Below are 12,920 nucleotides of genomic sequence, written 5' to 3' on the forward strand. Positions count from 1 at the left end.
GACGCGCCGATCAGGCCTCGAAGGTGTAGCCGATGCCCTTCACCGTGCGGATCCGGTCGTCGCCGATCTTCTCGCGCAGCTTCCGGATGTGCACATCGATGGTGCGGTCGCCGACGAAGAGCTCATTGCCCCAGATCTGCCCATAGATCTCATCCCGCTTGAAGACCTTGCCCGGCTTGCTCATGAGCAGCACGAGCAGTTCGAATTCCTTCTTGGGCAGATGCATCTCCTGGCCACCGACCTGCACGGTCACCTTCTCCAGGTCCACTCGAACGCCGTTGGCCTCCAGCACCTGCTCCTCTGGCCGGTCGGCACCTGTACGCTTCAGCAGAGCCTTCACCTTGCTCACGAACACCTTGGGGCGCACCGGCTTGGTGATGAAGTCATCCGCACCGGCCTCGAAGCCCGCGATCTGCGAATAGTCCTCCCCCCGGGCCGTGAGGAAGGTGATCACGGTGTTCTTGAACTCGGGCTGCTGCCGGAGCTGGTTGCACACTTCCACGCCATCCATGCCCGGCATCATGATGTCCAGCACGATCAGGTCGGGGCGCTCCGCCTTGGCCACCTTCAGGGCCTCGCGGCCATTGCTGGCCGAGGACACGGCGTACCCTTCGCGCTCCAGATTGTACTTGAGCAGCTCGATGATATCGGGCTCATCGTCCACCAGGAGGACCTTCTGTGTCGTCGTTGAGGCCATGGTTCCAAGCATCACGGGGACAAAGGTCCCTCCCCGCTGCCCTCGCGGGCGTTAACCCGTCTTCAAATGTAGGTTAAGGTCGCAGCACGATCAGGCTGCGTGGGATGACTGTCGCCATGCTAATTTCGCCCCGCGCTGAAAGGCGCCTCTTTGCGGGAGTAGCTCAGTTGGTAGAGCATCAGCTTCCCAAGCTGAGGGTCGCGGGTTCGAATCCCGTTTCCCGCTCAATGGCCTCGCCCCTCCGGACGAGGCCATCCTGTTTTCGGCCCCCCTTGAACACCGCGCCGTTGATCCGGGGGCTCCCCGACGGGGTCTGCGCGTGTGGATCGGGTGCTAGGTTCGGCCCGCCATGGCCAAGCGTACCCGGGAGCAGGATGTCGTGCGCGTGTGCGAGCTCTTCGCCGGTGTAGGCGGATTCCGGCTCGGCCTGGAGCGGGCATCGGGCGCCCATGGCCGCTACAGGGTGGTGTTCAGCAATCAGCACGAGCCGGGCAGGCGCCGGCAATGGGCATCGGAGGTCTACACAGCACGGTTCGGCGGCGACCATCATTCGAGTGCCGATATCGCCAAGGTGCCCACCGCCGATATACCCGACCATGACCTGCTGGTGGGCGGGTTCCCCTGCCAGGACTACTCGGTGGCCAGTACGCTGCGCAATGCCAAGGGGCTCGTGGGGAAGAAAGGCGTGCTGTGGTGGCAGATCCATCGCATCCTCAAGGAGAAGGAGCGCAAGCCGGCGCATCTGCTTCTGGAGAATGTGGACCGGCTGCTGGGATCGCCGGCGAACCAGCGCGGACGTGACTTCGCGGTGATGCTGCGCTCGCTTGATGAACTCGGCTATGCCGTGGAATGGCGCGTGGTGAATGCCGCCGATTACGGCATGCCGCAGCGGCGCAAACGGGTCTTCATCGTGGGCCACCTCCGCGGGACGCAGAGCCACCAGGCGCTTCGGGCCGCCACGCCGGGGGGCTGGATGACCGAGAGCGGCCCCTTGGCGAAGGCCTTTCCGTGTGAACCGGCGGGTGAGGGCGTCTCCGCCTTTCCGATCTCCGGTACGCTGGAGGAGCTCTCACGCGGCTTCGGTGGCAAGGGAGCGCGCTCGCCGTTCAAGGGCTGTGGCATCATGGCGGACGGCTGGGTGTTCACCGCCGCGGTGGAGCCCATCGCCGAGGAGCCGGCCACGCTGGGCGCAGTGCTCCAGCCGGAGGAGGAGGTTCCCGCCGCCTTCCGCATACCGACCAGGGAACTGGCGCAGTGGCGCTATCTGAAAGGGGCCAAGCGTGAGCAGCGCGCCACGGCAGGCGGCCATCGGTATGCCTATGCGGAAGGCGCCATGGCATTCCCGGACCCTCTGGACAAGCCTTCGCGGACCATCATCACCGGCGAGGGAGGACGTTCGCCATCGCGGTTCAAGCACGTGGTGAAGGTGAAGGGGCGCTACCGGCGCCTCACCCCCGTGGAGTTGGAACGGCTCAATATGTTCCCGGATGGCCACACGGCGGGGGTGAGCGATGCGTGGCGCGCGTTCTTCATGGGCAATGCGCTGGTGGTGGGCGTCGTGGAGCGCATCGGGAAGGCGCTATTGGCGTTCCGGTAGCGGCAGAACCGGCCGGGGGCTCCGCGTGTTCAGGAGAGGAACCCGCTGCGGTGCCAACTTCGCAGCCCAGCATGAAGCCTCTCCTCGCAGCCCTGCTCTCTCCCTGCTTGATGTCCTGTGCGCCTTCCGCCATGGACCCCACCTTTGCCGACATGGAACCCTTCCCCGCTCAATCCACCGATACCATCACCCTCGGAGCAGGCTGTTTCTGGTGCGTAGAGGCTGTCTTCGCTGAGCTGAAAGGAGTGCTCTCGGTGACATCGGGCTATATGGGCGGCACCGTGAAGAACCCGAGCTACAAGGAGGTCTGCACCGGCCGCACCGGGCATGCCGAGGTCGCACGGATCGTTTTCGACCCTTCCGTGGTGAGCCTCGACGAGATCCTGGAGGTATTCTGGCAGACGCATGATCCCACCACGCTCAACAGGCAGGGAGCCGATGTGGGCACGCAGTACCGCTCGGCCATCTTCTGGCATAGCGAGGCCCAGCGGGACCTTGCGGAGTCGTACAAGCGGAAGCTCGACGCGAGCGGCGCCTTCCCCGCGCCGATCGTCACCGAGGTCACGAAGGCATCAGTGTTCTACGAGGCGGAGGATTACCACCAGGATTACTATGCCCAGAACTCCGGCCAAGGGTACTGCCAGATGGTGATCCGGCCCAAGCTGGAGAAGTTCCGCAAGGTGTTCGCCGAAAAGCTGAAGCGCTGATCCGTGACCCCGGTCACCCCCCGTGCGGGGCTGCACGGCTAGCTTTGCATCATGGCTGAACGGAGCAAGGCATACAGCATCTTCAGGTACAAATGCCCGCATTGCCACGAAGGGGATTTCTATGTGGATGCGAATCCGTACCACCTCTCCACGGTAGGGGATGTGCTGGAGAAATGCCCGGCATGCGACCGGAAATACACGCCTGAGCCGGGGTTCTATTATGGCGGCATGTATGTGGCGTACGCACTGGCGGTTGCCTTGGGCACCTCCGTCTATGTGGCGACCATTGTCCTGTGGCCGGGTGCGCCGGTTGCCGTAAGGGCGGCGCTGGTCGTAGGAGGGCTGGTAGCGCTGGCTCCTTGGCTCTATGCGATCAGCAAGACGCTCTGGGCGAACCTCTTCATGCACTACAAGGGCACCGCACCCACGGAGAAGGAGCTTCGGCAGGCCGCGCAGCGTGCCAACGCGACCCAAGGCTCCGCTACTGCGGCGTCTCGATGATCTCACCGCCCGCTCCGGGGTCGATGTAGTCGTTGATCAGGAAGACCACTTGGTCAGGCACTTTGTCGGAGTGCGCCCCGACGTCGCTGTACTCGCTCACCTCGCCCACCAGGTCCATGATGCGGTCGGAGGGCAGGCGCTCGCTGAGGGGAGGCCCCATTTCGGTCTGGCGGTTCTGCCATTCCACCATTACCAGATACCGCGGGTACTTCATCCCATCGCGCATGCGCTTGAAGAAGTCGCGCTTGTCGTGGATGCCCACGAAGCGATGGACGATGAGGGCCATGTCGGCCTCCGCGTTGCGGATGCCGGGGTCACCCACAGGCACCACCCGCACCTGCAGGCGGTCGTCACCCAGGCTGCGGCGCTTCTTCTCCGCCTCGATCCGTTCTGCTTGGCCGGCATCGTTGACGACGGCGATGACGTTGGCACCGGCCTCGATGAGCTTGAAGGTGAAGTAGCCGTCGTCCGCGAAGAGGTCGGCCACGGTCATGTGGGCGATGTTGCCCATCAGGCCCAGGATCACCTCCGGCTTCTGCCAGCGGTCGCGTTCTGAAGCCGCAGAGGCGGTTGCGGCGCCGCCCCCGGTCCCGGCTCCGGGGTCCGCCTGTGCGGGTTGTTCGGGTCCAGGACCGCCGCAGGAAAGCAGGATCAGGGCGGGCAGGGCGTTGAGAAGGTGGCGCATGCGCATCGGCTTGGGCCGCCAAAATACCATGGTGCGCGGCTTGGGGCCGCAACCCCTTGCTGCGGCTACCTTCGCCGCGCAACCCGTTCCCAGGCCATGCCCGGTATCGACTCGGAGCTCCAAAGCCGCTTCTCCAGCGAACAGCAGAAGGCGATGCTCAACGTGCTCTTCACGGCCAACTGGCTGAGGGCCATGCAGGTGGCGGTGTTCAAGCCCTTCGGACTAAGTCCGCAGCAGTACAATATCCTCCGGATACTGCGGGGGGCGATGGCATCCTCTTCCTCGGCTGACTCCGACGGCGGGCGCATGAAGATGCAGGCCGTGAAGGAGCGCATGATCGATCGGGCGCCCAATGCCACGCGGCTCACCGACAAGCTCATCGCCAAGGGGCTGGTCATCCGGGAACGGTGCGATGTGGACCGCCGCGTCGTGTACGTGCGGATCAGCCCTAAGGGGCTTGAACTCCTCAAGCGACTGGACGAGGTGAACCGCACGAAGCTGGATCCCGTCCTCGAAGGGCTCGGCACCGAGGATGCGCACCGGATCAACCGGATCCTCGACGGCTGGCGCGGCTGAGCCCGCCCCTCAACGCTTGCGCTCGGCCTGAAGCGTGCGCTCCCACAGGAGTTCGCCTGCCTGGTCGAACACCCGCATGGTGAGCTGCCGTTCCTTCCGCGGGCCGGTAAAGGTGAGCGTGGCGAAGTTCCGCCGCTCCACCAGCGTGCCCTCCACGCGGTTCGCATTGGGCGTCTTGGCGGTATAGGTGCCGGAGGTGAGCGGCGATACGGTGAGGTCGTGCACCACCCGCCCATCGGCGAGGGACAAGGCGCTCAGCTCGGTGAAGTGCCGGTCGCCCGTGAGGAACACGACCCCGGTGATTCCCTCTTCCTCGATCCGGCGCAGCAACTCGCCGCGTTCTCCGGTGATGGTGGCGTAGTTCTCGTATTCAGCGGCAGTGCTCAGCACCTGGCTGCCCACGGCAACGAGCTTGAAGGGCGCATCGCTGTACTTGAGGGCGCGGATGAGCCAGTCGAGCTGGGCGGCGCCGAGCAGGGCGGGCGCACCGGTCTTGGCATCGGCCGGCACGCGATACGTGCGGTCGTCGAGCAGGAAGAAATCAGCATCCCCGTGGCTGAAGGCCGTGATGGCCCCTGTAACGCCTGGTACGCCGCAGGTGGGGTTGGGCCAGAAGAGGTCGAACAGCTCCAGCGCCAGGGGGGCGTTCACCCAGCTGCCATCGCCGTCGTTGGGCCCGAAGTCATGGTCATCCCAGATGGCGTAGTGGTGCGTTGAGCGCAGCAGCCGCTGCAGTTCGGGCAGCGACCGGGTGTGGGTGTAGCGGTGCAGGTAGCCCGTGCGCGACCCCCAGTCCGGCTCGCGCAGGTAGATGTTGTCGCCGAGCCACAGCATCAGGTCAGGCTGCTTGCTGGCGATGGCGTTGAAGATGCCGTAGCCGTCCCCATAGGCCCGGCCGGGGCGGTCGTACGCGGGCTCGTTGACGTAGGCGCAACTGCCCAGCGCCACGGAGAAGGAGGGCGGGTCCGTGCGATGCTTCCAGAGGGACTGCGTGCGGAAGGTGAGGGGCTGGCCCACATCCACGGGCCGGCCGTTCACCACGGGCCGGTACCCATAGGTGGTGCCGGGCACCACCTGATCCATGACGAAGTCCATGGCGTGCGCCAGGCGGGCCTCCGAATCCTGGACGGGTGTGCGGAGGATGCTGTCGGGCCGGTCGATGGCCCAGTACTCCAGCCGCGCCGAGCACGGGCCGAGGCATTGCATCCAGATGGTGGCCTCCAGGAAGTCGCTGTGGCCGGGCATGGGGCCATTGACCAGTGGCTGGCACACCGCCAGTGAAGGCATCAGCAGAAGGGTAAGGTGCAGTCGGCGCATGGGATGGGAGAGGCGGGCAAGTTACCCCCGCCCCATCCGATCGGCGCGCGCCTCAGCCTTTGCGGAACCAGCGGAGGATGCCGGGCCGCTTCGGCTCTTCCGCCTTCTTCGGAGCGGTGCGCTTGTCGTCCTCATCGAATAGCTCGCGCGTGAGCTTGGCATAATCGGGCTTGGCAGCGTTCTGCTGGTGCTGAGGCTGTCCCTGGTCGGGCCGGGGGCGCTCCTCACGGCGCGGCCGGTCCTGCTGCGGGCGTGCCGCGCGCTGCGGCTTCTCCGCGCGCTGCTGGGGGCGGGCGCCGTGCTGCTCACGCGGTTTCCCCTCGGCGGCTGGCCGGTTCCGTTGCGCCGGGCGCTGCTCCCGTTGCGGGCTGCGCTCCTGCGGGCGGCCATCGCGCTGGGTCCGCTGCTGGCTATTGCGCGGTTGCTGGCCCTGCCGCTGCTGCTGGCCGCGCCTTTGGCCGCGCGGGTGTCGCGGCTCCCTCACCTCGGGCTCGGCCTTCTTGGGTCCGCCGGTCATCACATACGGGTGGTCGGAAACCACGGGAATCTCCCGGCGGATGAGCTTCTGGATGTCACGCAGGTACTCCTTCTCCTCATGGTCGCAGAAGGAGAGCGCCTTGCCGCTGGCGCCAGCACGACCCGTGCGGCCGATGCGGTGCACGTAGGTCTCGGGGATGTTCGGGATGTCGAAGTTGATCACGTGCGTGAGGCCGTCGATGTCGATGCCGCGTGCGGCGATGTCGGTGGCGACCAGCGCGCGGATCTTGCCTTCCTTGAAGTTCTTCAGCGCGTTCTGGCGGGCCGTCTGGCTCTTGTTGCCGTGGATCGCCTCGGCTCCGATGCCGGCCTGGGTGAGCACCTTGGCCACCTTGTTGGCGCCGTGCTTGGTGCGGGTGAAGATGAGGGCCTCGCGGATGGCATCGCCCTGCAGCAGGTGCAGCAGCAGCTTATTCTTGTCCGTGCGATCCACGAAGAACATGTGCTGGTCGATGGTATCTGCCGTGCTGCTCACCGGCGCCACTTCCACCTTCACCGGCTCGGTGAGGATGCTGTTGGCCAGCTTGGCGATCTCGGGCGGCATGGTGGCGCTGAAGAAGAGCGTCTGGCGCTTCTGGGGCAGCTTGGCGATCACCTTCTTCACGTCGTGGATGAAGCCCATGTCGAGCATGCGGTCGGCCTCGTCCAGCACAAAGACGTCTAGGTCGTTCAGATGCACGTAGCCCTGGCCCATGAGATCGAGCAGGCGGCCCGGGGTGGCAATCACGGTGTCCACGCCGCGTTGCAGCGCGTCGGTCTGCGGCTTCTGGCCCACACCGCCGAAGATCACGGTGTGCCGCTGTTTCAGGTGGCGACCGTAGGCAGCGAAGCTCTCGCCGATCTGGATGGCCAGCTCGCGGGTGGGGGTGAGGATGAGCACCTTGATGGGGCGCTTGCCGCCCTGTGCGCCGATGCCGCGCTCATGCAGTTCCTGCAGGATGGGGATGGCGAAGGCGGCTGTTTTACCGGTGCCGGTCTGTGCGCAACCCAGCAGGTCGCGTCCCTTGATCAGGTGCGGGATCGCCTGCGACTGGATGGGGGTGGGATGTGTGTAGCCTTCTTCCTGAAGCGCTTTGAGGATGGGCTCGATCAGCCCGAGGTCGTTGAACGTGGTACGTTCCATGGTATGCGTGCACCGTGCACCGGTGCGGTGTGTGTGGATGCACCCAAGCCATTGACCTTGGAGCACACCCGTTCAGGTGTTGTTCTGGAGCCCCTCAACTGGTCCGGCGTGCAATGATCCGCTGGGGATGGCGCCTGGACAGGACAACCGCGCTGGATGCGCGGGAGAAGCTGGGCGCTCGGGGCAAGTTCCGGTCCTTCCGGAACGGCGGCAAAGCTAGGGCGGACCCGGCCACGCTCGGCTTTTTTCTTTCAATCCCCTGAGGAAGAGGCGATTGATCCATCTGCAGGGCCTTCGTTCAGCTGGATTCGGCTGCGCCGTGACGGGATTGACCGCTGCATTCCGTGTTTCCGTCGAGGTACCACGCGCAATGGTCGGATGCGATTCCGCCTTCATCGAAACCTATCGGCTTCCCCTCCCGTTCCAAGGCCGCCCCAAACGCTACGGGCATTGATCATGGAACGCACGCTTACCTACCCGAAAGGCTCGATTCAGGCTCCGGAAACCCATTGCCGGCCCACGCATCGGCGGCTGCGGCCGCTCCTAGTGGGCCTGGCCTTCCTGCTGGCTGCAGCCGGAGCACAGGCGCAGGACGTCGTGGATAGGTTCAACCGGGCCAATAGCAACACCGTTGGCGGAGGGTGGACCGAGACGGAGACCGGCGCGGCCGGGGCTTCCATCAACGGCAACCGGCTGAGGCTGCAGCGAACGGGTTCGGGCAACAACCGCCAGTACGTAACGCAGACCACGCCGGGCAGCTACAGCACCACGCTCAACCAGAACAACTGCACCCTCACCTGGGCCTTCAGCTTCCGGCAGAGTGAAAGCGAGGGTGAACTGAGCGGCTTCGATCCCGGGGAGGACGGCATGGCCGTGGTGCTCGCGGGGTCCAATGCCAACCTCACCTTGGGCCAGGGCTATGCCGTGGTGCTCGGTGAAGGCGATGATTCGGACGCCCTTCGCCTGGTGCGCTACAACGGCGGCCTGGATCTCGATAACAACCTCGCCACCATCATCCAGGCCGGCAACTTCGATAACGACTACCTTGATGTGCGCGTGACCTATGTGCCGTCGACCAACACGTGGAGCCTCTTCTACCGCGACAACGGCAATACGCAGTTCGGTGACCCGCTCACAGCCGCCACCTCGGCCGGTTCCGCGGTAGACGCCACCTACACCGGCACAAGCCTGCCCGTGATCGGCTGCCTCTGGAACCATGACGGCGATTTCGGGGAGAGCGCCGTTTTTGACGATTTCCACGTGCCGGGCGGCTCCCCTACGGTGCCATCGATTACACCGCCCAGTGCGAGCATCTGCAATGGAGGTAACGTGGACCTGACGGCTTCGGCCTCGAGCACCAGCACCGCGCGCGTCACCTTTACCAGCACGGGGGGGCCAAGCACCGTGGGAGCGAGTGGCGCCAACGACGGCAGTGTCTACCCCTGGGCCGTGAGCGTGAGCGGCTTGCCGGCCAGCGGCGTAACCGTGGAAAGCGTGACCCTGAACGGTGTGACGCATACCTACCCTGACGACCTGGACATCCTGCTGCAATCCGCCACGGGCACGAACGTGATCCTAATGAGCGATGTCGGCGGAGGAACGAATATCACCGGGGTGAACGTGGTGCTCATGGACGGCGAGCCGGCGCTGCCCGATGCGTCGTCCATCGCTTCCGGTGTATACGCGCCGACCAATATCGGCACCCCTGACACGTGGCCGAGCGCACCGGGCCCTGGCTCGTTCAACCAGTCCAACCCTACACTCTCGCTGTTCACCGGCAATTTCAATGGCACGTGGAACCTGCTGATCCGCGATGATGCCAACGGCGACGGCGGCTCCGTGGGCAGCTGGAGCATCACCTTCACCTACACGCCGCAAGCCACGTTCACGTGGAGCCCGGCCACCGGACTCAGCGGGACCAGCGGAGCCACAGTCACGGCTTCTCCCACCAGCACGCAGACCTACACGGTGACCGCGGCTCACGCGGCCAACGGCTGCACGAGCTCGAACACGGTGGAGGTGACGGTGACGCAACAGCCCACCGTGGCCAATGCCGGCGCCGACATGGATGCTTGCCTGCACGAAAGCACTGCGACGATGGCCGCCAACACGCCCACATCCGGTTCCGGCGCATGGACGCAGGTGAGCGGTCCGGTGTCCGCCAGCTTCGCCGATGCGGCGTCCCCTTCCACGGCCATCAGCGGGCTCACCGCCCCCGGGGCCTACGTGTTCCGTTGGACCATCACCAACGCACCGTGTACGGAGAGCTTCGATGAGGTGACGGTGAACGTGGCGATCTGCACCTACTACAGCCGTTCATCGGGCGCTGTCACGGATGCGATCTGGAGCCTCACCCCCAGCGGTGCGGCAGGTCCGGCCACCTTCTCTTCCATCACGGGCATGGTGGTGCAGGCCGGCCACACGGTGAATGCCGCGGCCGATGCCGATGTGCATGACCTCACCGTGGCGAACGGCGGCACACTCATCCTCAACGGCGGCGCCACGCTCACCGTGAACGGTGCAGCGGCGACCTTCAACGGAACGCTCACTGCGCAGGACAACAGCGAGCTGGCATTCGCCGGCAGCGGCGCCAAGACACTCACGCTGGCATCCTCCACGAGCTTCTGGGACCTGACGGTGGATGCGCCCGATGGACTGGACGTGAATGGCACCGTGGAGATGCGCGGCACCCTGCTGCTGGAGGATGGCGCCTTCGATTGCACGGGCAATCCGGTGATCATGCGCAGCACCGCCTCTTACACCGGTCGCCTGGGGCCCGTGGGCGGCACAGCGAGCTATACCGGACACATGCGCATGGAGCGGTACATCCCCGCAGGGGCCACGAACTGGCGCCTGCTCGGCAGCCCCATCCAGAGCCGCCGTGTGAACCACTGGATCGACGATTTCTACACCGCCGGCTTCCCCGGTTCGCACTTCCCCGGCTTCACGCAGAACGGCAACCCCTGGCCCAGCATCCGCTGGTACGATGAGACCAACACGGGTGCCAGCGTCAACAACGGAATGACCGGCGTGAGCAGCAACACGCAGCTCCTCACTCCCGGGCAGGGCTTCGCAGCCTGGTGCGGCGACAACCTGATCAGCACAGCGGCCTTCACCATCGACCTCGAGAATCAGTCGCCGGTGATCGCGAGCACGCCCATCACGCTGCCGATGACCTACACCAATACGGGCAACCCGGCCGTGGATGGCTGGAACCTGGTGGCCAACCCGTTGCCCAGCCCCATCGCCTTCGACCAGATCGCCCGCGGCGCCGATGTCGCTGACTACGTCACCTTCTTCAACCCGGCAGCGGGCAACATGGCCACGTGGGACATCGACCTGAACGCCGGCACCAACGGCGGCACCAACACCATCCAGAGCATGCAGGGCTTCTACCTCAAGGCCGAGGGCCCCGCCGTAACCACCACGGTGGAGGAGGCCGACAAGGTGGCCGATAACGCCGGCGGCTTCTTCGGCGGCAGCGAGGAGACCCCCGCCTTGGTCCGCTTGCGCATCACCAGCGGCATCAACAGCTTCAGCGACGAAACGCTGCTGCTCTTCACGCAAGGCACGCATGAAATGGATGCGCAGGATGTGCCCAAGTACGTCTTCGGTCACCCGCAGGCCCCCCAGGTGGCCACATTGACCTCCACCGGCACCCCGCTCGCCATCAACGCCTTCGGCCCCTTCAGCAGCGCTGTCGAGGTTCCCGTGGCGGTGCAGGCCGGGGCGGCGGGCACATACACCATCACCGTTACCGGGGTGGAGACCGTGGGCCTGAGCTGCCTGCGCCTGCACGATCTGGTCACCGGAACCACCATCCCCCTCGCCGAGGGCAGCACCTACACGCTCGAGCTACCGGCCGGTGAGGCCATGTCCACCCCGCGCCTGCTGCTCATGGCCACGGCTCCGCTGGAGGTGGCTGCCACCGATGCGGCCTGCCATGGCCAGTCCTCCGGCTCGGCCCAGGTAGTGATCGCCGATGGCGCCGCCGATGTGATCTGGTACAATGACCAGGGCCAGCCCATCGCCACGCAGACCGCCGTCACCGGTACCGTGGCCTTGGAGGGCCTGGCCATGGGCGACTATGAGCTCACCGTGAATGGTTACCAAGGCTGCAGCGAACTCCGTACGGCCTTCCGCATCGAGCAGCCCGAAGCCCTTGCGGTGCAGACCGAAGGCATCGCGGCCAGCTGCCCCGGCGCTAGCGACGGCTTCGCCGAGGCCTTCGCCATGGGCGGCACGGCACCCTATGCCTACCTGTGGAGCAATGGCAGCACGGACGCTTCCATGCCGGCCGGCCCTGGCCTCTACACCGTGCAAGTGACCGATGCGGCGGGCTGCTCTACGCCTGTGGAACAGGTGGTGGTGGGCGCAGGCGAGGCCCCGGTGGCCATTGCGATGGCCGATGCCGAGGTGGTGCCCGTGGGCGCTCCGGTGGCCTTCGTCAGCGCCGGCACCGATGCCACCAGCCATGCCTGGGATTTCGGTGACGGCAGCACCAGCACCGAGGAAGCCCCCGTGCACAGCTTCGCCGCCCCCGGCACCTATGCTGTAACCCTCACCGTGAGCAACGGCACCTGCTCCAGCACGGCGGTCGTCACCGTCACCGTGGAGCTCAGTACAGGCATCAGCGGCCCCGATTCGGCCGCCGACCGCCTCAGCGCCTGGTTCGACGGTGACCGCATCGTGGTGGAGCACGGGTTCACCGACGCTTACCCGCTGCAACTGGAGGTGATCAACGAGGCTGGCCAGACCTGGATGCAGCACCGCGTGGCCGGACCCGCCGGTCGCATGACCCTGCCCGGCAACGACCTGGCCAGCGGTGTGTGGTTCATCCGCGTCAGCAGCGACGAGGTGCGCCGGACCATCCCGCTGGTGATCGTGCGCTGACCCCGATCCGAAACTGAGCGGCGGCCCCCATCCGATTCCGGATGGGGGCCGCCGCCTTTTCATGGCCTCCCTGGGATAGTGCCCCAGTTATCAACAGGGCGATGTGCGCAGTGTGGTCGAACGGTTACCTTGGCGCGCCTGAAATGAATCCCCCCGCCGGCTGCCCTGCCGGTACCAAAACCCGTGATATGAGGAAGCCCATTACGCTCAGGAAGACACTAGCGGTATTGACCGGCATACTGTTCGTTTCGTCAGCGTCTCAGGCACAGATTGTAGCATGGGAATGC

At 65.7% G+C, this 12,920-nt stretch carries 8 protein-coding genes, 1 tRNA gene and 1 pseudogene; 6 read left to right on the plus strand and 4 right to left on the minus strand.

The window, feature by feature from the left end:
- Positions 1-10: 10 nt before the first annotated feature.
- Positions 11-697 carry a response regulator transcription factor gene (locus tag QY325_02640; GenBank protein WKZ66830.1) on the minus strand — a complete coding sequence of 229 codons (687 nt, stop codon included), beginning with the start codon at positions 695-697 and terminating at the stop codon, positions 11-13.
- 152 nt (positions 698-849) lie between these two features.
- On the opposite strand from QY325_02640, the gene QY325_02645 reads away from it, so the two are divergent.
- The 4 genes from QY325_02645 (at position 850) to QY325_02660 (ending at position 3,502) form a co-directional block, all read left to right on the plus strand.
- A tRNA-Gly gene (locus QY325_02645) sits at positions 850-922 on the plus strand.
- 124 nt (positions 923-1,046) lie between these two features.
- On the plus strand, positions 1,047-2,294 hold the full coding sequence (gene dcm / locus QY325_02650; GenBank protein ID WKZ66831.1) for a DNA (cytosine-5-)-methyltransferase: 1,248 nt from the start codon (positions 1,047-1,049) through the stop codon (positions 2,292-2,294).
- Positions 2,295-2,365: 71 nt separating this feature from the next.
- The gene (msrA, locus tag QY325_02655; protein WKZ66832.1) at positions 2,366-3,001 is read left to right on the plus strand and encodes a peptide-methionine (S)-S-oxide reductase MsrA; all 636 of its coding nucleotides are present in this window, start codon (positions 2,366-2,368) and stop codon (positions 2,999-3,001) included.
- 51 nt (positions 3,002-3,052) lie between these two features.
- Complete coding sequence (locus tag QY325_02660) at positions 3,053-3,502, plus strand: DUF983 domain-containing protein (protein WKZ66833.1); 450 nt, start codon at positions 3,053-3,055, stop codon at positions 3,500-3,502.
- Here the strand turns inward: QY325_02660 and QY325_02665 are convergent.
- Positions 3,483-4,187 (minus strand): hypothetical protein, encoded by a 705-nt coding sequence (locus QY325_02665; GenBank protein WKZ66834.1) that lies wholly within the window; start codon positions 4,185-4,187, stop codon positions 3,483-3,485. The genes QY325_02660 and QY325_02665 overlap by 20 nt on opposite strands.
- Before the next feature lie 96 nt (positions 4,188-4,283).
- On the opposite strand from QY325_02665, the gene QY325_02670 reads away from it, so the two are divergent.
- Complete coding sequence (locus QY325_02670; GenBank protein ID WKZ66835.1) at positions 4,284-4,763, plus strand: MarR family transcriptional regulator; 480 nt, start codon at positions 4,284-4,286, stop codon at positions 4,761-4,763.
- 9 nt (positions 4,764-4,772) lie between these two features.
- On the opposite strand, the gene QY325_02675 is transcribed toward QY325_02670, so the two are convergent.
- Complete coding sequence (locus QY325_02675; protein WKZ66836.1) at positions 4,773-6,080, minus strand: alkaline phosphatase D family protein; 1,308 nt, start codon at positions 6,078-6,080, stop codon at positions 4,773-4,775.
- A 520-nt stretch (positions 6,081-6,600) separates the two neighbouring features.
- A pseudogene (locus QY325_02680) lies at positions 6,601-7,740 on the minus strand (DEAD/DEAH box helicase).
- A 456-nt stretch (positions 7,741-8,196) separates the two neighbouring features.
- Between QY325_02680 and QY325_02685 the strand changes: the two are divergent.
- On the plus strand, positions 8,197-12,633 hold the full coding sequence (locus tag QY325_02685; protein ID WKZ66837.1) for a PKD domain-containing protein: 4,437 nt from the start codon (positions 8,197-8,199) through the stop codon (positions 12,631-12,633).
- Positions 12,634-12,920 lie beyond the last annotated feature (287 nt).

Source organism: Flavobacteriales bacterium (genome assembly GCA_030584065.1).
Classification (GTDB): domain Bacteria; phylum Bacteroidota; class Bacteroidia; order Flavobacteriales_F; family PHOS-HE28; genus PHOS-HE28.